General features: G+C 46.0%; 21 protein-coding genes. 5 read left to right on the plus strand and 16 right to left on the minus strand.

The features are described from left to right. Positions 1–306: 306 nt before the first annotated feature. A complete protein-coding gene (gene xylA / locus CA598_RS13950; RefSeq protein ID WP_094870989.1) occupies positions 307–1,623 on the minus strand; it encodes a xylose isomerase in 1,317 nt (438 codons plus the stop codon). A 376-nt stretch (positions 1,624–1,999) separates the two neighbouring features. Here xylA and CA598_RS13955 point away from each other — a divergent pair, with 376 nt between their 5' ends. Both CA598_RS13955 and CA598_RS13960 read left to right on the plus strand, forming a co-directional pair. After that, positions 2,000–3,160 (plus strand): ROK family transcriptional regulator, encoded by a 1,161-nt coding sequence (locus CA598_RS13955; RefSeq protein ID WP_094876894.1) that lies wholly within the window; start codon positions 2,000–2,002, stop codon positions 3,158–3,160. Between the two features lie 211 nt (positions 3,161–3,371). Then, the gene (locus CA598_RS13960; RefSeq protein ID WP_094870992.1) at positions 3,372–3,572 is read left to right on the plus strand and encodes a hypothetical protein; all 201 of its coding nucleotides are present in this window, start codon (positions 3,372–3,374) and stop codon (positions 3,570–3,572) included. 146 nt (positions 3,573–3,718) lie between these two features. On the opposite strand, the gene CA598_RS13965 is transcribed toward CA598_RS13960, so the two are convergent. The 7 genes from CA598_RS13965 to deoC form a co-directional block, all read right to left on the minus strand. Then, a complete protein-coding gene (locus tag CA598_RS13965; RefSeq protein ID WP_094870993.1) occupies positions 3,719–3,952 on the minus strand; it encodes a glutaredoxin family protein in 234 nt (77 codons plus the stop codon). Positions 3,953–4,020: 68 nt separating this feature from the next. Next, positions 4,021–4,962, minus strand: a complete 942-nt coding sequence (gene trxB, locus CA598_RS13970) for a thioredoxin-disulfide reductase (RefSeq protein WP_042191901.1) — start codon at positions 4,960–4,962, stop codon at positions 4,021–4,023. Positions 4,963–5,118: 156 nt separating this feature from the next. Further along, positions 5,119–7,083, minus strand: a complete 1,965-nt coding sequence (locus tag CA598_RS13975) for a heavy metal translocating P-type ATPase (protein ID WP_094876895.1) — start codon at positions 7,081–7,083, stop codon at positions 5,119–5,121. A gap of 392 nt (positions 7,084–7,475) precedes the next feature. Beyond that, positions 7,476–7,763 (minus strand): dehydroquinate synthase/iron-containing alcohol dehydrogenase family protein, encoded by a 288-nt coding sequence (locus CA598_RS13980; protein WP_094876896.1) that lies wholly within the window; start codon positions 7,761–7,763, stop codon positions 7,476–7,478. 323 nt (positions 7,764–8,086) lie between these two features. After that, complete coding sequence (locus tag CA598_RS13985; RefSeq protein WP_094876897.1) at positions 8,087–9,163, minus strand: hypothetical protein; 1,077 nt, start codon at positions 9,161–9,163, stop codon at positions 8,087–8,089. Positions 9,164–9,374: 211 nt separating this feature from the next. Then, positions 9,375–10,667, minus strand: a complete 1,293-nt coding sequence (locus tag CA598_RS13990; protein ID WP_094871001.1) for a homocysteine synthase — start codon at positions 10,665–10,667, stop codon at positions 9,375–9,377. Positions 10,668–10,984: 317 nt separating this feature from the next. Further along, positions 10,985–11,662, minus strand: a complete 678-nt coding sequence (gene deoC, locus CA598_RS13995) for a deoxyribose-phosphate aldolase (RefSeq protein WP_094871003.1) — start codon at positions 11,660–11,662, stop codon at positions 10,985–10,987. Positions 11,663–11,983: 321 nt separating this feature from the next. On the opposite strand from deoC, the gene CA598_RS14000 reads away from it, so the two are divergent. Together CA598_RS14000 and CA598_RS14005 are read left to right on the plus strand one after the other, a co-directional pair. Further along, entirely contained in the window at positions 11,984–12,325 is a 342-nt protein-coding gene (locus CA598_RS14000) for a hypothetical protein (RefSeq protein ID WP_094871005.1), read from the plus strand. Between the two features lie 10 nt (positions 12,326–12,335). Beyond that, positions 12,336–13,328, plus strand: a complete 993-nt coding sequence (locus CA598_RS14005; protein WP_256989859.1) for a ketoacyl-ACP synthase III — start codon at positions 12,336–12,338, stop codon at positions 13,326–13,328. Between the two features lie 66 nt (positions 13,329–13,394). On the opposite strand, the gene CA598_RS14010 is transcribed toward CA598_RS14005, so the two are convergent. The 6 genes from CA598_RS14010 to CA598_RS14035 form a co-directional block, all read right to left on the minus strand. After that, complete coding sequence (locus CA598_RS14010; protein WP_256989860.1) at positions 13,395–14,228, minus strand: prohibitin family protein; 834 nt, start codon at positions 14,226–14,228, stop codon at positions 13,395–13,397. 105 nt (positions 14,229–14,333) lie between these two features. Beyond that, positions 14,334–15,107 (minus strand): hypothetical protein, encoded by a 774-nt coding sequence (locus CA598_RS14015; RefSeq protein WP_094876898.1) that lies wholly within the window; start codon positions 15,105–15,107, stop codon positions 14,334–14,336. 188 nt (positions 15,108–15,295) lie between these two features. Further along, a complete protein-coding gene (locus tag CA598_RS14020) occupies positions 15,296–16,294 on the minus strand; it encodes an LLM class flavin-dependent oxidoreductase (RefSeq protein WP_076128737.1) in 999 nt (332 codons plus the stop codon). A 21-nt stretch (positions 16,295–16,315) separates the two neighbouring features. Continuing rightward, positions 16,316–16,798 (minus strand): RrF2 family transcriptional regulator, encoded by a 483-nt coding sequence (locus CA598_RS14025; protein WP_094876899.1) that lies wholly within the window; start codon positions 16,796–16,798, stop codon positions 16,316–16,318. Between the two features lie 219 nt (positions 16,799–17,017). Further along, entirely contained in the window at positions 17,018–18,463 is a 1,446-nt protein-coding gene (locus CA598_RS14030) for a SulP family inorganic anion transporter (RefSeq protein WP_094871012.1), read from the minus strand. Between the two features lie 193 nt (positions 18,464–18,656). Next, the gene (locus CA598_RS14035; protein ID WP_094871014.1) at positions 18,657–19,733 is read right to left on the minus strand and encodes a bifunctional 3-deoxy-7-phosphoheptulonate synthase/chorismate mutase; all 1,077 of its coding nucleotides are present in this window, start codon (positions 19,731–19,733) and stop codon (positions 18,657–18,659) included. Between the two features lie 679 nt (positions 19,734–20,412). On the opposite strand from CA598_RS14035, the gene CA598_RS14040 reads away from it, so the two are divergent. Beyond that, a complete protein-coding gene (locus tag CA598_RS14040; protein ID WP_042131085.1) occupies positions 20,413–20,958 on the plus strand; it encodes a glutathione peroxidase in 546 nt (181 codons plus the stop codon). Between the two features lie 64 nt (positions 20,959–21,022). Here the strand turns inward: CA598_RS14040 and CA598_RS14045 are convergent, their stop codons facing one another. Both CA598_RS14045 and CA598_RS14050 read right to left on the minus strand, forming a co-directional pair. Further along, complete coding sequence (locus CA598_RS14045) at positions 21,023–21,364, minus strand: 4Fe-4S binding protein (protein ID WP_094876900.1); 342 nt, start codon at positions 21,362–21,364, stop codon at positions 21,023–21,025. Continuing rightward, positions 21,361–22,971 carry an FAD-binding protein gene (locus tag CA598_RS14050; RefSeq protein WP_094876901.1) on the minus strand — a complete coding sequence of 537 codons (1,611 nt, stop codon included), beginning with the start codon at positions 22,969–22,971 and terminating at the stop codon, positions 21,361–21,363. Before CA598_RS14050 ends, CA598_RS14045 begins: the two co-directional genes overlap by 4 nt. Positions 22,972–22,978 lie beyond the last annotated feature (7 nt).

The raw sequence follows: 22,978 nt of genomic DNA on the forward strand, positions 1-22,978 counted from the left end.
GGCTTCATTGAATTACTTCGAACAAAACTCACTTCGTAAGCACCGGCTTTAGTTTTATGAGCATAGGCTTCATTGAATTACTTCGAACAAAACTCGCCTCGTAAGCATCCGCTTAGATTTATGAGCGCTTACTACGTTGAACTACATCGAATAAAACTCGCTTCGAAAGCATCCACTTAGTTTTGTGAGCGTTTCTAGAATTTCTTTGAACAAAAAGGGGACTGCCGAAGAATGCTCTCTTCAGCAACCCCCGTTGCATTTGTTCATAATGCGCTCAAGGCGTATGCCTTAAGCTCCCTATAAGCACTACTCAGCCAAGATGTATTGGTTAAGTGTAGCTCTCAGGTATTCTTGACGTCCGGATTGGTTAGGACGTGGGTTCTCATTGTTCAAAGCATATTCAGCCAAAGAAGCCAGAGTTGCTTTGCCGGACACGATATCCGCACCAACACCTTCATTGAAGCTGCTGTAGCGTTTGTCGACGAAATCTTCGAATACGCGGTCTTCGATCAATTTAGCAGCTACTTTCAAGCCTTTTGCATAAGTATCCATACCCGCGATATGTGCTAAGAACAGATCCTCAGGCTCGAAGGAAGGACGACGTACTTTAGAGTCAAAGTTGATTCCGCCTTTGCCAAGACCATCATTCTTGAGTACTTCATACAGTGTGAGTGTTGCATCGTAGATGTTCACTGGGAATTCATCAGTATCCCATCCGAGCAATGTATCCCCTTGGTTGGCATCAAGCGATCCAAGCATGCCGTTGATACGAGCTACACGAAGCTCATGTTCAAAGGTATGACCTGCAAGTGTAGCATGGTTAGCTTCTAGGTTCAGCTTGAAGTGCTTGTCGAGATTGTATTTTTGTAAGAATGAGATCGTTGTTGCTGCATCAAAATCATATTGATGTTTCGTAGGCTCTTTTGGTTTAGGCTCGATCAGGAATTGACCGTCAAAGCCGATTTCCTTAGCGTAATCTACAGCCATGCTGAACAGACGAGCAATGTTGTCTTGTTCAAGACCCATATCTGTATTCAGCAATTCTTCGTAACCTTCACGACCGCCCCAGAATACATAGTTGCTAGCGCCCAGACGTTTACCCACTTCCAAACCTTTCTTCACTTGTGCTGCTGCGTGTGCAAAAACATCAGCATTAGGTGTAGAACCTGCACCGTGCATGTAACGTGGGTTAGTGAACATATTAGCTGTATTCCACAACAATTTCTTGCCGGAAGTCTTCATGCCTTGTTCTAGGATATCAACGATAGTGTCGATGTTGCTATAGAATTCACGCAAAGATGCGCCTTCAGGTGCGATATCTACATCATGGAAGCAGAAGTAAGGCAGATCCATCTTGTCCATAAATTCAAATGATGCTTCAGCGCGAGCCTTAGCTTTGTCCAGACCATTCAATTTATTCCAGCTGCGAATTGCTGTTTCAGCGCCAAACGGATCAGAACCGCCAGCAGTTAATGTATGCCAATAAGCCATTGCAAATTTCAGATGCTCTTCCATAGTTTTGCCGGCTACGACTTCTTTAGGATTGTAGAATTTAAATGCGAAAGGGTTGGTGGAACGGCTTCCCTCGTAAGAGATTTTGTTCACTGTCTCAAAATAAGCCATTGTGTAATCCTCCTCAATTTGTGCTTCGCCCGCAAGCGTTTACAGGATCATCTTAACACATCTTTCGGACTTTGTATATTGGTTAAACAAAGTTTTGAAAAGTTTTTTATATCCATTTTTTTTGACCCTATCTAGCCTCCTCTCTCCGCTTCCCAAATATAGGAGAGCCCTGTTGGAAATTTCCCTCTAGACGCTATGTATTGCAATTTCCAGCACATCACTCTAGACTAAGTGGCATACAACAAATGGGAACAATGCCAAGCTAAAACGCCTTTAGCGTCCTTTTAAGGACGGTAATCGTTTATGCGAGAATTATAAGGAGAAAGTATACCGTGAAGCTTATACTTTCTTATAATTTAAGAAGGATGTGTGATTTGTGAAGGTTACTGGAGACCAAGCACTGGTCAAAAAAATAAATAAATCGATTGTACTACATACCATTCGAAAACACTCTCCACTCTCGCGCGCGAAGGTCTCAGAGATGACCGGACTGAATAAAGCTACTGTGTCCAATCTGGTAGCCGAGCTGTGCACGCAAGAATTGGTAACTGAAGTCGGACCTGGGGAATCAAGCGGTGGCCGCAAACCATTAATGCTGCATTTCAACACGATGGCTGGTAGTGTAATCGGCATAGAATTGCGGGTAAAGCAACTAACAGCGGTCTTATGTGATCTGAGCGGGGGCATTCTTTACGAAAGCGATTTCTCCTTAGAAAACCATGATTTCCCTTACGTTCTGGAACAAATGAAAAAACTTATCTCAAGCTTGATTATCAATGCTCCAGAATCCCCTTACGGCATCGTCGGTATCGGAGTAGGTGTCCCCGGCATGGTGGATGAAAATGGTGTTGTACTCTTCGCTCCCAACCTTGGCTGGGAAATGGTCCAGCTGCGAGCGATACTGGAAGCTGAATTTTCAGTTCCTGTCACCATTGATAACGAAGCGAACGCAGGTGCACAGGGTGAACTCAACTTTGGTGCCGCACGAGAGGTAAGGCATCTCCTTTACATCAGTGCGGGATCAGGGATTGGATCTGGAATTATTATTGGTGGAGAGCTATACAAGGGTGCAAGAGGATATGCCGGCGAAACCGGACATATGACGATTGAAGCACAAGGCAAGCCTTGCAGTTGCGGGAGTCGTGGCTGTTGGGAGTTATATGCTTCTGAGAGAACTTATGATAATCCCGATCTCTCCCTCCCTGCACATACTACGCCAAAGCTGGTTCGATATGCAGCCAGCGGGCAAGAAGACGCTCTGCATCACTTCTCAACGATGGGCGAATATCTCGGTATCGGGGTGACCAATCTAATCAATAGCTTCAATCCCGAGCTTATTGTGATTGGTGGGGCATTGTCTGAGGCTGAAGAATGGCTAGGCGAACCGCTGCGCCGGGTTGTAGCTGAGCGTACTCTTCCTTACCATAAGCAGCAACTCGAAATTACATTCTCTAAGCTCGGCAGCCGTGGAACGATGATCGGCGCAGGTTTCTCTGCTGTTATGCATTTCCTGGGCGACATTCGAGTGACCCTATAGTCCATAACGGTAGGCGTTTTATGTGAGAAATATAAGAATAATTTATAGCGTGGAACATATACATTCTTATATTTTGAAATAATTGACGTAAAATTGACGCATTTGAGTGAATCAAAAGTGCAGTAAAAGGAACAGAAATCCTATATAATAAAGGTCAAGCTAGTGTGACATTTATCACTACAACCCCTTTTTTGAAATGGAGAGCGAGTCCATGACCTATGTTGATACGTCTGATATCTCGGCACAGATGTTCATCACTGTGTTGCTTTTTCTGCTCATTATTGCCCCTTTGATCAGCCTCGGTGTGCTCCGTTTTTTTCAAGCTAAAAAGAAATCAGGATTTATTCTTATTGGCAGCGGGGTTGCTGTATACGCGCTATTTCAGATCATTACATCTTTCACTCAAACCTAAATTCTACTTCTAGATCTACTTTCATAAAAATAGTCTGCGCACAGATGCGTCAGACTATTTTTTATATGCTAAAAGCTCACAACAAAAAAGACCGCCTCCTGACCGGAAGAGGTCTTTTACAATTCCCTTGCGGAAATCTTATTTAATTAAACAGTTGAAAGCGCTTTGTCGAACTGCGTTTTGTTCATGCCAACAATTTTATGCTCACCGATTACAGTTACAGGAATAGCTCTCACGCCCATGTCCCATACTTGCTGCGCAAAATCATCGCTCTGCTCGACATTGCGTTCTTCGTAGGATACGCCTTTTTCGCTTAAAAAGCTCTTCACCTGACGGCAATGCGGGCAATTTGTTGAGGTATATACAATTACTTTCTCCATGATATGACCTCCTATAAAAGATATACAGTGATGATATCAATGTAGCATTGAAGGCTTTTCAAACCCAATTATAGAATGACTGCACTGTGCTCCAAGCTTTCGATATATTTCTCAGCATCCATAGCTGCCATACATCCACTACCTGCTGCAGTAATCGCTTGTCTGTAACGAGTATCCTGCACATCACCACATGCGAAGACGCCTGGGATATTAGTTTCGGAAGTGCCTGGGTTCGTCATGATATAGCCATCCGCATTGGTTGTGATTTGTCCACCTAAGAAAGAGGTATTAGGATGGTGACCAATCGCAACAAACACACCGCTTGCTTCGATGATTTCTTCTTCTCCAGTCTCATTGTTAAGCACTTTTAGTCCATTGACGCCTCTTTCGCTCGAAGTCACTTCCAAAGGAGTACGGTTCAAGTTCCAGTCTACTTTAACATTTGCGCGTACACGATCCTGCATGATCTTCGAAGCACGCAATTCTCCACGACGATGTACCAAAGTCACTTTGGAAGCAAAACGAGTCAAGAAACCCGCTTCCTCAAGTGCCGAATCTCCACCGCCAACAACCACGATTTCTTTATTACGGAAGAAAAACCCATCACAGGTAGCGCAAGTGCTAACACCACGTCCCACGTTATCTTGCTCCCCTGGGATACCGAGGTATTTTGCTGTAGCGCCTGTGGAAATGATCAATGTATCTGTAGTAAGAACACCCATTCCTTCAACATTCAGCTTAAAAGGACGCTCTCCAAGTTCTACACTGTTCACCCAGCCCGTACGGAATTCCGCACCAAAACGTTCAGCTTGTTTACGCATATTATCCATCAAGTCAGGGCCCATGATTCCTTCAGGAAATCCAGGGAAATTCTCCACTTCTGTAGTTGTGGTTAATTGTCCACCGGGTTGGGGTCCTTCGATTACTAGTGGGTTCAAATTGGCACGAGCCAAATAGATAGCGGCGGTTAATCCTGCCGGTCCAGTACCAACAATTATTGATTTATACATATCTATGTCCTCCTTGAGCTAAACGGCAATGACGTCGCTTCTTATTTAAAATAATTATAATGTAGTGTTAATTATGATAACTGAAAGCAAATATGTCAATATGCCAGACTCCCAAGTCCCGAAACTATTTTGTGAACAATTTAATTTTAAGAAATATTATCTCAATAATCTTAGTCCATTTAGAATCACTAATATTGTACTGCCTTCATGACCTATCACGCCAAAAGGAAGGGCAATCCCTTGCACAAAGTTGCTGATCATAAGCACTGCGATCACAGTCACAGCAAAGATCATATTTTGTTTCACAATACGCTGTGAACGGCGTGCCAATGATATCGTGGAAGCAATCTCTTCTATATTATCATTCATTAGCACTACATCGGCTATTTCGAGTGCTGCTCCGCTCCCTTTCATGCCCATACCCATGCCTACGGTAGCTGTCGCCAAAGCTGGTGCATCATTCACACCATCACCTACCATAACGACGTGACCATACTTTTCACGCAATGCCTTGATATGCTTCACTTTATCCTCTGGTAATAGATCGGCAAATACCATATCTACGCCAGTTGTACCTGCAATAACCTGAGCCGTAGCCTCACGGTCACCTGTAAGCATGGCTACTTTAATCCCAAGTTCGTGCAGCTTCCGCACTGCGGCTTCTGCTTGTGGACGAACCGTATCCTGCAAAGCAATCATTCCGGCAATTTGCTCACCGTCCAGAATGATGGAGACCGTCTTTCCTTCTTCAGCCAACTGCTGCCGCTTAAGTTTCCAATGCTCTAGTTCAGGATTCATAGCAGATGGAGCCAGCTCATCGAGCAAATTAGACTTTCCTATTCTCCAAAGACGTCCGTCGATTTGACCTTCAATTCCCCAGCCTGTGATGGTCTTACTGTCCTCTACTCCCTGTAGCTCTAAACCTTCCTCTTCCGCTTTACGCACAATCGCTTCCGCCAGTGGATGGCGGGACATATGCTCAATGGATGCGCTAACCGTTAGCAACTCGTGCCGACTGTAGCCTTCACCTGCAATAAAATCAGTTACCTGAGGAGTTCCCTCTGTAAGCGTCCCTGTCTTATCGAATGCCACAACCGTTGTACGTGCCATATTTTCCAGATGGACCCCGCCTTTAAACAGAACCCCTTTTCGCGCACTTTTGGAGATGGCCGACAGCATCGCCGGCATTATGGAAGAGACCAAAGCGCAAGGTGATGCTACTACTAGAAAGACCATCGCTTTATAGAAAGTTGCGCTCCAGCTCCAGTCCAGCAAAAACGGTGGAAGTATAATCAGTGCCACTGTCGAGGCAACGACAACCCGTGCATAGATGGCTTCTAGTCTTTTAATAAAACGCTGCGAGTTTGGAACTTCCGTTTCTGCCTCTTCTACCATTTTGATGATTTTAGCAAAAAGGGTATTCTCAGCTGCTTTCGTTACCTCAATATAAAGGGGACCTTCTCCATTCACAGTGCCTGCAAAAACTTCGCTACCAGCACGTTTCTCTACAGGAACCGATTCTCCCGTAATGGAAGCCTGATCTACTGCCGATTCCCCCCGATATACTTTACCGTCTGCAGGAATCAAATCTCCCGGGCGCACAAGCAACAGATCTCCGATCACCAGCTGGTCGATATTGACCTCATTCATACTTCCTTTTTCAATGCGCATAGCCGTGGCCGGCTTGAGTGCCATCAGCGAGGAAATATCCTTTTTACTACGTTCCATCGTATAGCTCTCTAATGCTCCACTGAGTGCAAAAATGAAAATAAGCATAGCTCCTTCATTCCAGTACCCAATAGAGGCTGCGCCCAGTGCGGCTGCAATCATTAATAGGTTTACATCGAGATCTCGTTCTTTGACGAGCGTCTCTACGCCTTCCTTCGCTTTGTTCCAGCCACCAATCGTATAAGAAATGATATAGAGTGTTATGGAAAGAAACTCTGACCATCCACCAACTGACCAAGCAAAAAGCATTAGCAGTCCGCTGCCCAGAGCAGCCTGCATTTCAGAATTGCTGAGCATGGCACGCGGATCGAACCGACGCTTTGGAGCGCCTGGCTTCTTCATACTGCCAGAGATAGATGACTGCTTGGGTAAATGTTTTGATGTTGCTTGCATAATAATCGCCGTCCTTTAAAGTTTTGTGAAGCTTAACTTCATTTGATTTCTCTTCGAAACAAAACTCTCTTCGTGAGCATACGCTTTGTTTTATGGAGTTTTGCTTCTGCCAAATGAGAATGAGAGCCATTATTAAGACCCCTAAAATGACACATGCTGCCCCGGCTTAGCCGGGACAGCATGATTGATAACTATGGGTAGTGAGAATGATAATCATTGTTGCAATAGTACAACTATATTTCCTTAGTGCAACTTATATTTTAATCATACCATCAGAAATGAAAAAGTAAAGCCTATCTATTCAACTAACCCAAGAGGTCTGACCGCCGGTTTGGGCCAAGCACCACACGCCGGAAATCAATTTCAGCTACCCGCTTAGTGGCGTATTTTTCTTAATAGCTGATCCTCAAGCTGTGCCTTCGTTTCACGGGTTTTGGACTTTTCTCCGGCGGGGAAAGAAAAAGCTCCGCATGAAAACCGTTCTGAATCAGCTGTTCCAGTAAGGCTTGTCCATACAGCACTTCAACTTTGGAATCCGTAATTATTGCAAATTTGCTCACATTCTCTACGATTCCTTGTTTTAAGTCCTCTATTAATGAGTTAAATAAAGTTTCACCGATCTCAATGTCGTAAGAATGGTCAACAATCTTCTTCAGGGCAACTCTAAAATTTGCGGACATGCGCAGCGCCTCTTTTCAGCAGGGTGCTAATAGATTCGATCCGCCTCTTCCATTATCCTTTTTATGTAAATTAATAAAGGTCTGAAAGCAAATCGTCTGGAGCAAGACGATTTGACCCTGAAGACAGGATTTATAAATGAAACGCTCAACATGAAGAAGATCCCCCAACAATAAATTACAGTGAGCATTCAATAACGAAGAGCAGTGATCCTCTAATCATAAAGAGCAGTGATTCTCCAATAACGGCAGAATCCCTGCTCTCTTGTCTTTTTATCTTATTTAGAAGAAGAAGCGGCTTATGTGACAGCCGCTTCGTTGTTGTCCTACTGCCTTCCACCGGCGGCAGTGTCCAGTGTTTTCTGCTGCCTGGCGATCCAGATCAGACAGGCTGCTCTAAGCAGCGCTTCGGTCCGCTGGCCGGCGCTGCAAAAGATCCCGCTGAAGCCGATCTGATACAGATCGGCCAAAGCCGACGCCGCCGGAGTCCCCGCGGCGAGAACTACCGCCGCCGGCTTCACGCTCCGCACGGCGGCAAGGATCTCCCCCGCCGCCAGGGCAAAGCCCTCTGCGGCGGCCCCCTCCGGCGCGAGCTCGCTCGCTGCGCCGTCGAGCACTAGGAAATCGGCGATGCGCGCGATTTCCGCGGCGGCGGAGGGCGCCACATCGGGCGCGATCAGCGCCCCGATGCGGCACGCCGCCGCATAAGCGTGGCCGAGGGTCTGATCGGCCACGACCTCGATGAATTCGCGCTTTGCCGCGAATTCGGCTCCGCTTGCGGTGTAGGCGGCCAGCAGGTCCAGGCGGCAATCGCCGCCTTGCCGCTGGCTCTCCGCCACCGCAGTAAAAAGCGCTTCGAGCTGCGCGTCCTGAAGCGCGGTGAGCTTTGCGGGCTGCGTCGCAAGCTCCTCTGGATGCAGCAGCGTAACTGCTGCCCATTCACCATCCGGTGATTCCAGCAGCGCTGTCGTCGCTGCCTGCAATCGATAATAAATCCGCTGCAGCATTCGATTGGCCTGCAGCTCATCTTCACTGGATAACCAGTTCTCATAAAGACAGAACAATTCAGGTTCGAGCAGCCATTCCTCACTTCGTATCAGACAAGGGCCAGCTTGAACGGATCTTATTCCTTCCCTTGTTGCAGGGCGCTCTTCACGTTCTTCTCGTCCTTCACGCAGCACTAAGAAGGCCGACGGTTCCCCAGGCCGCTTAAAATAAGAACGGTTCAAAGGTTCTACGACATCCTTCTGCTCTACTCCGTTGATAAATTCTGCGGCAGCGGAGGCTACAGATCCGGCTTGGCTCATCTCCATCCCAACAGCCCGATCACTGGCCTTATACATGAACTTGAACGGGCGCTCTTCACTACTCCGAAAACCATCCTGCTGACGTTCACCCTTCATCTTCGCACCCACCCTTTATCTTTGGATTGCTGCCGGTACGCCTAGTACATAAACATCATGCCACCGACATCTTATTACCACACTTATAAATACGGGAACCTCACATGAAATATGCAAGCGTTGCCAAATCATATGAAGATTTAGCCTTATTAAATCACAAAAAAAAGGCATCGCCGCATAGCAGCAGATGCCTTCCTTGAACTTCATTGTTCTATTGTTGACTAGCCGCAATGGCCTGTTCCAGATCATAAATAATATCATCAATAGATTCCGTACCAATCGATAAGCGGAGCAATTCCGGGGTTACTCCCGCTGTGGTTTGCTCTTCTTCGGACAGCTGTGCATGTGTTGTACTTGCAGGGTGAATAATCAATGACTTGGAGTCACCGACATTCGCCAAATGCGAGAACAGCTTCACATTTTCAATCAGCTTGCGTCCCGCAGCACTTCCACCTTTAATACCGAAGGTAAGGATCGCTCCTTGACCTTTAGGTAAATACTTTTGCGCTAATTCATGAGATGGATGAGTAGGAAGTCCAGAATAACTTACCCATTCTACATCTGCATGTGCCTCCAAATATTGCGCAACCTTCAGCGCATTCTGGCTGTGACGCTCCATTCGCAAATGGAGGGTTTCTAGCCCTTGCAACAGCATCCAAGAGTTAAATGGTGAAATAGCAGCACCTAAATCGCGAAGTAATTGAACGCGGGCTTTGATAATATAAGCAATCGGTCCAACAGCTTCCGTATAAACAACGCCATGATAACTTGGGTCAGGCTCTGTAAGTCCTGGGAACTTACCGCTTGCCTTCCAGTCGAACTTACCACCGTCCACAATAATTCCACCGATGGATGTACCATGTCCGCCGATGAATTTGGTTGCCGAATGAACAACAATGTCAGCTCCATGCTCAATCGGACGCAGTAAATATGGACTTGGGAACGTATTATCCACAATCAGAGGAATTCCATGTTCATGTGCAATCGCTGCAATGGCTTCAATATCTAAGACATTCCCCTGTGGGTTACCAATGGTTTCTGCATACAAAGCTTTGGTTTTGTCATTGATCGCAGCACGGAAATTTTCTGGATTATCTGAATCCACAAAATGCACCTTAATGCCAAGCTTAGGCAGTGTTGTAGAAAAAAGATTATAAGTTCCACCGTATAGGCTTGCCGCAGATACAATTTCATCTCCAGCGCCCGCAATATTTAGAATGGAAAAAGAAATAGCCGCTGCCCCGGAAGCTGTAGCAAGTGCACCTGCTCCACCTTCTAGTGCTGCCAAGCGCTGTTCAAATACATCTGTGGTCGGATTCATCAGCCGAGTATAAATATTCCCAAATTCCTTGAGTGCAAACAGATCTGCTGCATGATCAGCATCACGGAACCCATAAGACGTGGTTTGATAAAGCGGTACAGCACGTGCGAAAGTAGTTGGATCAATTTCCTGGCCTGCATGAACAGTCAAAGTTTCAAATGACAGCTTACGGTCTTCTGACATTGGTATTTCCTCCCTTTATAAATAAGAATAGAAATCTTTAACAAATAATAATTGTACCCATTCTCTCATAAACAGCACCATTTGAAAAGAAAAAAATCTTATTATTCCGGTGTGAATTATTATATTTTGATTCATTCGAAGGAAACCCTGTCCGACAAATATCAGATAACGCTTTCAATAAAAGTCTTTAAACTAAAAAACTTATGAAAACCTATGTAGCTAGTACAGAATGTCTACGTAATAAAAAAGAATAGCGGCGAATAAAGCTTGTCCACCTCATCTCACCGCTACCGATTCACTTATCTTTTTATCTTCTATTAGTAATTGCTTTGGCTTGTTTCTCCCTTAGCAATCGCTACACCACCGCTAGTACCAATACGGCTTGCGCCTGCTTGTACCATTACTTGGGCATCTTCTGCACTACGAACACCACCGGAAGCCTTCACACCCACATTAGGTCCAACCGTTGCACGCATCAGCGCGATATCTTCCTTCGTTGCTCCACCTGTAGAGAATCCTGTGGATGTTTTTACGAAGTCTGCTCCAGCTTCAACAGAAAGCTTGCAGGCACGGACTTTTTCTTCCTCCGTTAATAAACAGGTCTCGATGATGACCTTAGTCAGTGCTTTACCGCGAGCTGCGTCTACAACTGCTGCAATATCACGTTTAACGAGCTCATCGTTACCATCTTTCAGTGCTCCGATGTTGATGACCATATCCACCTCACCCGCACCATTAGCGATTGCATTGGTGGTCTCGAATGCTTTGGTCTCTGTTGTCGAGGATCCAAGTGGGAAGCCGATAACTGTACATACTTTAACCTCAGGCGTATCCTTCAGCACTTCATGGGCAGTAGCTACCCAAGCAGGGTTCACACAGACCGAAGCAAACTTATAGGCTTTTGCTTCCTCTGCCAATTTAACGATATCTTCTTTCCGTGCATCTGCTTTAAGCAGTGTATGATCAATGATCCGCGATAGTGTAATTTCGCTCATTTTTGTCATTCCTCCATGATTTGGATAGTGAATTTTTTTCATCTCTGTAATCATACCAATAGAACTCTGCTTTGCAAAGTCGACTGGGTGATCAGAACCACCCTAACCTGGGTTAACTCATATAAATATATTTAAAGCAGGTCATTATTAACTCAATTATCTTTTCAAGTTAATTTTATAGCTTCTTGTATTTTTTAAAATATAAAGGATAATCCCCCTAAACTTTCCCATTAAAAAATACGATAATACCTATATAAATAGGTTTTTTAGCCTATTTATTGAATTTTTTCTTTTATCTACTTAGGAGGAGATTGATTTAAAATGGGAAACTTTAATTTCACCTCAAACGCTACAGCCCAAAAACTGAATGTACAAGTGGAAGGTTCTATGTCCACTGAGGACGCCGGGCGCTTCATTCAGGAGTACAATCAAATTGTAAGTACATTTGACCCGGCACAATACGAGATCATTTTAGATTGCAAGACATTAAACGTATCCTCGCCGGACACTCTTCCTATGCTTGAGCAATGCTACATACTGTATAAAGAATCAGGATTTAAAAAAGTAACCTTCATTATTGCCAAAAGCCCTGTCTTAAAAATGCAGCTAAGCCGAGTAGCACGGGCAACGAAATTAGAAAATTACGAAATTATTGAAGCATAGGAGGTTTCATTTGGGACATATAACCATCCGCCAAGCCGCTTATTACCATCCGGAGCATGTCGTATCTAATGATTATTATCTGGAGCATTTCCAGAGTATGGGCAAGGACATCAAGCGATTCCTAGAAGTCATGGGTCGTGACCGGAGGTACATCGTAAAGGAAAAGGATGAAAATGCCCTAACGATGGGACTAAAGGCCGCCCAAAAAGCGCTACAAGAAGCCAATTTACAAGGTGAAGATATGGATATGATCATGTTCGCTTCACAGACACCGGAATATACCTACCCTACCAATGCACTCCTGCTGCACCGTATGCTTCAAGGTAAACATCGGACCATTACGCAAGATTCCAATGCCAACTGTGCAGGAATGGTGTCTGCCGTGGAGCAGACAAGTCGTTATATGCAGGCTAATCCTAGCATCCGGTATGCGCTCGTCGTGGGAAGCGACTATAGCTCGGTGAACTGCAATACGGATGATGAAATTACTTACCCTAACTTCGGGGATGCCGCAGCAGCTGTCATTCTGGAGCGAAGTAGCGAGCAATCAGGCTTCATTGACTCCCTTTATTACACTGATTCTGAGGGATCTGAGAATATTATGTTCCCTGCTTGCGGTTTATCGAATATTTATCATGAGGACATTACACCGGAGCAAATCCGGATACGCTGGACACCCTTTGACGGTACAGTTTGTGTAAATGCGGCGGTTGCAGACATGAAGGAGCTTCTCTCAAGAAACGGCCTGACTACAGATGATATCTCTGCCTTCTGCCTTTCACAATTCTCTCTCAAAAATATCGAACTTATCCAAGAGGGTCTTGGACTAACTAATGAGAAATTCATCTATGTAGGTGACGAGTTCGGGTATACAGCTACAAGCAGTCCTTTTATCGCCTTTCAACGCGGCATCGAAGACGGACGAATCAAACGTGGCGATTATGTCTTCTTCTGGTCGGTTGGCGCGGGTTGGCAAATTCCTACAATGCTTTATCAATATTAATAGTAAAAAGAGCTCTTCTTCTATTGAAGGAGGGCTCTTCTATATTTTCATAATTTCAATCAAAATTTATTTAGTCAGGGATTGAATATCTACAAATGGAGTGGCTCCCCCTGTTACAGACGGCAGCACGCCATTCCATTTTTCTAACGCTTTCTCTTGGACCTCTATTTGCTTCAGCTGCACCAGCTCAGGAGTAACCTCTTGCTTCTTAAGTCTTAAGGATTCAGCCTCTGCTTGCGCCTGGGCGATTTTTTGCTTCGCTTCAATCTCGATCCGCCGGAGATCATTTTCAGCCTTCAGCGCCTGCTGCTGAGCGACCTGCTTCGCTTCAATCGACTGATTGAACGCCTCCGAGAATTTAAAGTTAACAATGTTAATATCGTTGACGATCAGGTCATATTTTGCCAGCCTAGCAGTTAAATGCTCACTGATCTCACTCGACACTACATCACGACGTGTAATCAAGTCCTCTGCTGGATATTTTGCCGTCACTTCCTTGACGATTTCCTGAATAGCCGGATTAATAATTACATTATCAAAATTACCTCCGATATTGTTCATCAGATTAAAGGCGGAAGCCTTATTTACGGAATAGTTCACCGCCACATGTGTGGATACGGGCTGAAGATCTTTTGAAGAGGCGGATGTATCGGTCTCCGCTTTCGTTACCTGCGTATTGACTTGAATCACCGTCTGAATAAACGGAACTTTAAAATGAATGCCAGGTGACAACGTATTGTCATTTAATTTACCAAAGGTTTTGTACAAACCTACATGCCCATATTCCACAGATACAAAAGAGTTCGCGCCAATCAACAATACAATGAGCACTGCTGCAACACCGCTAACTATTTTTCCCGGACGCAGCTGTTTCAATTTCGGATTCATTTGCATATTCATCCAATACCCCTCCTAGATTATGGATAATCATTTAAGCTTAATCGTCTATACGGAGTTTTGAGGGAATTGGTCGCAGGAAATATTTCAGCAGCAGTAGTCATGGCGTTACCGCTCTGGGATCAGTCCTTCTAGGGTCAATCGGAATCTTTTGCTCTGCTTGTCCCCGATATCAGAAGCTTCATATATTCCTTCATCTGTTAGCACCACGGAGTCCGCCTTCAAAGCATCATTAACGTAAGTTACCTCAGCGTGATCAACATTCCAGCGGTAAATGTAGGCACTCATCGGATTTCCATGTGCAGCTACACTCTCTATAGAGCCATCCCCATCAACATCCAGCTCATTGGAATGTCCGGTATCTATTTGCAGCAAACCCAAGGGGTTACCGCTCTCGTCGATTAAATAATAGTTACTGAGCGAGTTATTTGCTCCTAGTCCTCCGGTGATTTTCAACACCTTTTCGTTAAACAGCCGCACTACTTCTACCTTGATATCCTCCGGTTGACGATAATTATAAGTTCCTATCGCCCCTAGACTGTATTGTCCTTGGGATGTAGAAATTCCGGCATACACATAGTCTTCGTCACTAGCCATCGTATACACACTCACTTGGATTCCTCCGAAATCATCCAGCTTCTTCTCTGTAATCAAAGTAGCGCCTGTGGGTGGAGCACTAAGTTGAGAGACTACGGGGATTGTATCCACCAGCTTCCACTCCAGCTTTATGAGGTTAGCAGCGGTGTCTGTTGGCTTCGGTCTTAAGGTGTGGTAGCCGTTAGCCGATTGAGGGGGGGATGGGTCAACCTGATGTTGGCAGCCTGCCAGCAAATTAATTAGAAGCAAGGCTGTCAGCGTAACGGATTTATGTAAAGGAAACATCTCTTGGTCACTTCCTATCCTCTTTTTAAAATTTAATCTTTCATTAATCATAGATGAAGTTAGAATTTCAAATGTTACTTTTAGGAGGCGGTAGGGTTAATTTATTGTCTTTTGAGGGTATGTATCGATCAAATGGCTAAATTGGCATACAAAAAACCCGCATCAAATGCGGGTTTGAGAGGAAAGAATCAAGAGCCTAGCAGTTCACGCGCCAACAGTCGATACACCTCTAGACGTTTCTCCTGCGAATGCGGAATGCTGCATATCATTGCTTCTTGGAATCCATATTGTGCTTGTTCTTCTTGCAAACGTACAGCGATGTCTTTAACCGCACCAACCAAATGAATCTTGCGCCCTTCCTTGATTGACATCCGGTCAATTTCCGATAACGAAATGTTCTGAGCTTCTTCTGGTGTCAGCACCTGAGTAATCCGGCCCTTACTCATCATCAACCGAAAAATATCCTGCGGTAATGCTTCATACTCAGCTTCTTCCTTCGTTTCTGCTGTGGTCACCATATAGGATACACTGATCTCTGGTTTGTCCATAAAAATAGAAGGCTGGTAGTTATTCCTATAATGGTCCAAGATCTCATTACTCATCGCACCATTAAAAAATTGTGCGAAGGAGTATCCGACTCCCATTTGTGCAGCTTTTCGCGCACTATTGCCACTTGAGCCTAACAACCATACTTCAGGAAGCGCCACCTTCGTTGGAGCAGCGAGATTTTTGGCATATAGCTCATCTTCCGGAATCTGATCACTAAGCAGCTGCATAGTAATGCCAAGCTTGTCATACATATTATGCAGCATTAACTCGCGGCCTTCAGACAAAGCGTACATGGCGCTTGTATCGCCACCCGGAGCTCGCCCTACACCAAAATCAATTCTTCCCGGGGAAAAAGCACTTAACGTTTTAAATACTTCCGCCAGCTTAAGCGGAGAATAATGCATCATCATTACACCGCCGGTGCCGATTCGAATACGGTTGGTTTTGGCGGCTAAACGGGCAGCCGTTACTTCCGGAGCTGAGCTAGCAAATGTATTTCCGCCATGGTGCTCTGCCATCCACATTCTGCTATATCCCAGCTCATCTGCTAAAATAGCCAGTTCTTCTGCTTTATTCAAGGCACCTTCCGCAGTGTTACCGCTTGTCACGGGTGCCTGATCCAATATGCTTAATCTCATGCGAATACATCCCTTCTTTGGTTAGATGACCATTTTATTGCTGACCCATTCCTCTAAGGCTGCAATCTTATCTTTAAAGCGTTCACTACGCATTTCCTCCGACAACGAAGCAATGGTCTCCCGCTTTAATACAGCTTTCCAAGAGGATTCAGCTTCTTCCATCAGATTCGTTAACAGGCAACAGCTATCTTCTTTTTCTAAATCCAACATGTCTACCAAAATACCATTGGATGAGTACAGCGACTGCTGGCCTTCCACTGCCAGGTAAACGTCATATACACGAATATCTTCAGGTCTTTTCTTTAATTTAAAGCCACCTTTAATGCCGGGAACAGACGTGATGATGTCTGCGGTTACCAGCTTTCTTAACAGTTTCTGAAAATAGGTCGCCGATGCTCCGAGCTGCTGGCTAATCGCTTCTCCAGGCAGCACCGCCTTGTCCGGCAGCATGTTAAGCAGAACCAGTGCGTACACCGACTGTTCTACCCCTGTTTTCATATGCATGTATAGCACCTCGATTTACGTAAATAGCTTGATTAAAAATGTAGATAGTACCGTCCGCGTATAAAGCGGATAAACATTATCCACTTTATATTTTATATTAGATTGTACCAAAAGTAAAACCTTGCCCGTCTTCTCTTACCGTTAATATCTGCTATAAAAAAAAAGATCACGCATATAGCGCAATCTTTTATCAGGGTATCCGTTATTTTCTTGTATGTCCTACTGTATAGATAACCCCACCCGCTGAACCAGCTGTGAGCTCTGATCATTAAGTCCGGTAATGGTGACTTTTTTGCCATGCTCAGCATATTTGCTCATTGTCTTCGCTATGGCATGAACTGCAGATTGGTCCCACACATGGGAGTGTGAAAAATCGATAATAATATGATCCGGATCGCTATCGTAGGCGAATTCATGAATGAAGTGGCTTGTCGTGCCGAAGAACAGCTGGCCGGACACCGCATATGTTTTGGAAGAGGTTGCTTCCTGAACCGTTAGGCGGATCGAAGCTATTTTCCAAGCAAACGTTAAAGCACTTAACAGAACCCCAAACAAAACTCCAATAGAAAGGTTGTCCGTAGCCACCACAGTAACCACCGTTACAATCATAACGAGTGCATCGCTTAGCGGGACACGCGTTAAAGTTTTGAGTGAGCCCCATTCAAAGGTGCTGATACAGACCATTATCATTACGCCGACGAGAGCGCCCATCGGGATCTGCTTCACCACATCGCCAAGTACAATAATTAGAAACAATAAAAAGATCCCTGACACAAACGTGGACAGACGCGTGCGTCCTCCTGACTTCATGTTAACCATCGACTGGCCAATCATCGCACAGCCTGCCATCCCTCCGAAAAAACCAGTAACTACATTCGCCAGCCCCTGTCCCTTCGCCTCTCTGTTCTTATCACTACCTGTGCCCGTAATATCGTCTATTAAGGTGGCAGTCATCAGGGATTCCAGTAGCCCAACTACGGCCAGTGAGAGTGAATATGGCAAAATAATAAGCAGCGTATCCAGCGTGAACGGGATCTCAGGGAGATGGAATAGGGGCAAAGTTGCTGTAATATTCCCCATATCGCCTACAGTTCTTACGTCCAGATGAAGAGCGATACTAAGAACAGAAACGATAACAATCGCTACAAGTGCTGAAGGTACGGCTTTGGTAAACCGAGGAACCGTGTAGATAATAAGCAAGGTCAGAGCTACCAGGCCGTACATTACCCAACCTTGTCCCTTAAAATGGGTAAGCTGCGCCATGAAAATCAGTATCGCCAGCGCGTTAACAAAACCCGTCATGACCGGCTGTGGCAAAAACGTAATAAATCGCCCCAGCTTTAGCATCCCCATCAATATCTGAAACACACCAGCCAATACCGTTGCCGCGAACAGATACTCAATTCCGTGTTCTAGTACAAGACTTCCGACTAATAGAGCCATAGCCCCCGTAGCTGCCGAGATCATTCCGGGTCTGCCCCCGGCAAGTGCGGTTACAATTGCAATACAGAAAGAGGCATATAAACCAACCATCGGACTTACTCCTGCCAGGATCGAAAAGGCAATCGCTTCAGGAATGAGTGCAACGGCTACGGTCATCCCCGATAAAATATCGGTCCGAGTGTTAGAAAACCACCCATTATTTAAGGTAAGCTGCTTCAAAATCTAATTTCCTCCTGTGACTAATAAGGTATATAGGCCTTTTTCAAAAAGACCCGGGGCCGGTGCAACGCTTATGTTCCTTATTGTACTCGACCCGCCTTCACCTTCACAAAAAGATTAGATAGACTTGTAAGCGCTTATTCACCTCATTTTCTAGCCAATCCTTGAAATATCATTTAAATTCTATATTTCTAGATTACCGGTATAGTCCGGAAGCTTTCACTTCATTAAAGAAGGTGTTGAACTCATCAATATTCAGCTGCTGCGCGGCATCGGACAACGCGGTTGCAGGATCAGGATGCACCTCGACCATAATACCATCGGCTCCGGCTGCGAGTGCGGCTTTCGCACATGGGATAAGAATATCTTTGCGTCCTGTGGAGTGAGTAACATCGACCAATACTGGTAAATGGCACTCCTGCTTGAGAATAGGCACCGCTGAGATATCGAGCGTGTTGCGGGTCGCTTTTTCATACGTACGAATTCCGCGTTCAATCAACATAATTTGTGTGTTGCCACGAGACATAATGTATTCCGCTGCATGGATGAATTCATCGAGCGTGGCAGCCAATCCGCGTTTCAACAGCACTGGCTTATTAACTTCTCCGACCGCTTTTAGCAGCTCGAAATTATGCATGTTCCGTGCACCGATCTGGATGATATCTACATAGTCCAAGGACTCTTCAATATGTCTTGGATCTACAATCTCACTGATGGTCAGCAGGCCGTAATCATTTGCTGCTTCACGTAGTATTCTTAGGCCATCCATGCCTAGACCTTGGAAGTCATAAGGGGAAGTCCGCGGCTTGAAGGCACCTCCACGCATTACACGTACGCCAGCTTTTTGCAGGGCTGCAGCTACGGTGCGGGTCTGTAGTTCACTCTCCACAGAGCAAGGACCGGCTACCATCAGGGAAGAAGAACCGCCAACGGTCACATCTCCCGGCAGAACAATTACTGTGTCTTCTTTGTGACTCTTACGTGCGACTAGCAAAGTTTTTTTATGTTCATCGGACTGTAAGTCCAGAGATGCTGAAAAAATTTGTTTGAAGAGGCTGCGGATGGTCCCGTTAGTGAAAGGTCCTTGATTGCTCGCTACGAGCTGATCGAGCATTTTCTTTTCACGTTCTGGATCAAATTTAGGCACACCTTGCTTTTCTTTAACTACTCCAATCTCCTGCACAATCTTAGCCCGCTCGGAGATCAGCTCCAGCAATTGACCATTGATTTCATCCAGACGACCTCTAAGCACATCCAATTCCACGTTACTCATTACCCTTCCACTCCCTCTTGTTATTTATAATTTGAAACGCAAAAAGGCCCCCCGTCGCAAGGGACGAGGAGCCGTGGTACCACCCTTATTTAGAATTAACCTGAATACTAGCACAAAGGAATAGACAATCCGATTCCCTGGACTAAAGATTAACTCTGTCTTTCACCCGGTAACGCGGAGCGCGGGCCTCCCTACTCATACCTGTCACGACCTGTGACAATTACTTCAGGGGCCGACTCGGAAGTGAACTTCGGCATTCATCGTCTCATGAGGGTGCTCTCAGTCTCCGGCACGCCTTCCCTGTTAAGATCCGCTATAATGCTTACTCTCTTCGTCATTGTCTTTGATTATGTCAGCGCGTCTTTTACGCTGGTTTCTGCTATCTTAATCAAAAAATGTTGCCGACGCAAGATAATAATGTAACGCTGAGTAGCTTTAATGCATTAAAATCATTTGAAGTAAAGTTTTTCCTATAACAACTTGTTTGAATAGGCTTTGAAGATGAAATGACCCATATGCATACTATGATAGCAATGCCTTAAAGGTTCCTATCCCTTTCTATGTATGATGTTGACAGCGATATTTTGATTGTTTACAATTAAATCATTGAAAATATTTCCTTTTCTTATTCACTGACAGCTTTAACGTTTTGAATACACAACTGAAGGGATGTAACAGCATGAGCATTTATCCATATACAGCACGCAGTATTCGGGGAAAAGATATCGAACTAGAGCAATACAAAGGTAAAGTCCTTCTGATTGTGAATACAGCAAGTAAGTGCGGATTTACCCACCAATATTCCGACCTGCAAAAGCTCTATGAGAGATACGAAGATCGCGGCTTCCAAATTCTCGGATTCCCATCCAATCAATTTGGGGAGCAGGAACCTGGCAGCAATGAAGAAGTGAATGTATTTTGCCAAATCAATTACGGCGTTACGTTCCCTCTCTTTGAGAAGGTTGAAGTAAAGGGCGAAAATAAACATCCCCTCTTCACTCACCTTACTGAGCAGGCTGGATTTGAAGGTTTCGACATGAACCATTCTTCAGGAAAGCTGCTTCAAAGCATGCTTGAGAGCAAAGATCCGGAAGCATTGAACAATGATGAAATCAAATGGAATTTCACTAAATTCCTGATTGATCGCGAAGGCAATGTTATCACTAGATTCGAATCTACAGTAGACCCGCTGGATATTGAGCCAGCTATTGAAGCACTACTATAGATTTTAACGTATCAAAAAGCCCCCCATTTCGGGTGGCTTTTTTAGTTTTTGTACACTAGCACTTTCACGTACGGTACTGCTCCGTAAACACTTCAAAATAAGGGGTGGTATCCCTTTCCGCCATCGAGCCGTTAGCCTCTGGCCCCCAGCCGATCTCAGCCCTCCAGCTTCCTAGCACTCCCGTCCGAATTAACGTCTCCTCATTTACACCAATCAACCGATCTGCCTGCGGCGCTACATAAAGTGCATCTACAGGACAATAAGCTTCACACATGAAACAAGTCTGGCAATCTTCCTGACGCGCAATGACCGGAATCTTCCCCTTCATCTCGAATACGTTCGTTGGGCAAACCTTCGTACACAGTTTGCAGCCCACACAGCGTTCCAAGCTAATTAGTTCGATCATATCGCTTGCCCCTCCTTTAGTGGATTCAGTTCATGAGCATGGGGCACAGCCTCGGTACTGATCCTTATTTGCTCTATACCGGATACAATCAGCCGGTAGGTTTGACGCGGATCAAGCGCTGGATATTCCGCGAGCTTTTGCAGGCCGCGCGTCTCCTTGCGGGCGAGCGCGGCGGTGTACATCCACCTGCCGACCGCGAGCATTGCCGCGGCTTCACGCGATTGCACGATGCCCTGTACGGTGGAGGGAACCCGCCCGTTCAAGAAGGGCATCAAGGCATTCAGCCGCTTCAAGGCTGAAGAAATGCCCGGCTCGCTGCGGAAATAATTGATCTGCAGCGGCAAGATTTCACGCTGGATCGCCGCGACTAGCGGCTTCACCTCCAGCGTGTCCGAGGTGTTGGCGCCAGCCGCCAGACCGTAGCGTCCCGCTGCGGTGAGGTTGCGGCTGTTCGCCTGCCCTCGGCTGGAGCGCGCATGCTGCGCAGCTCCCTGGCCTGCCCAGCTTCCACTGCATATGGCCCAGGAAGCGTTATAAGCCCCGCCGCCGGAGATGGCGCCGGTCACTTTCTCGCGTGATGCGGCATCTCCGGCCGCATAAAGTCCGGGCACGGTCGTCCGGCAGTCCGTACCCGTAAGGCGCAGACCCCCAGTGCCGCGCATCGTGCCCTCATAGCGCAGGGTGAGCGGGAATTTCTGCTTAAACGCATCAATTCCCGCCCGCTCCAGCGGCATAAAGAAAATCGGATGCGCTTTTCGCAGAAAATCCTGTTTCTCCGCTGTATCTGCCAGATCAAGCGAAGCATAAACCGGCCCCTTGAGCAGCATTTCAGGAATGCTGCCAAAAGTCCGATCCCCTTTATGCAGCGGATGACCGTCCGCGTCATAAAGGGTGGCCCAGGCCAGCATACGTCCACGTGTTACGGTTCCGTCTGCAAAGCTCGGCGCGTATTGGCGGCTGAATTCCATACCTGACAAATCGGCTCCCACTTCAGCGGACATCAGCAGCCCTTCGCCTGTCAGAACGTTGCAGCCAAGACCTTTGCTGAGAAAAGCACAGCCTCCGGTTGCCATCACAACGGCGTTAGCCTTCACTTCCCAGGTCTCTCCTGTCAAACGATTGATCCCGCGAGCCCCGCCAACCCCATGTTCATCATGAAGAAGTTCCAGCGCTGGCGACTGATCGAGGATCGTGACCCCCGCTTTGCGGACAACTCTTCGCATAATCCGCATGTATTCTGGTCCGTGCAGATGTGTGCGCAATGAGTTTCCTGCCTCATCTTTTGGAAAAGGATAACCCCACTGCTCGATTAAAGCCAGATTCTGTTCTACCTGATCCAGCACACGGTGAATCCAAGCATTCTCCGACAAATATCCACCGGATTTTAGCCTGGATTGTACCGCCTGCTCCCGCAGCTCAGCAATTGGAGGGATAACGAGCAGCGTCGTCCCTCCAGGCGCAGTTGCGCCGCTTGTGCCCAAGTAGCCCTTATCTGCAAGGACTACCTTTGCACCTTGTGACGCTGCACTCCATGCCGCCCAAGCTCCTGCAGGACCTCCGCCAAGCACGAGGACATCCACTGTCAGTTCCTTCTTAAGCTGCGACATTTGACTT

The organism is Paenibacillus sp. VTT E-133291 (assembly GCF_002264395.1).
Taxonomy (GTDB): Bacteria; Bacillota; Bacilli; order Paenibacillales; family Paenibacillaceae; genus Paenibacillus_AQ; species Paenibacillus_AQ nitricinens.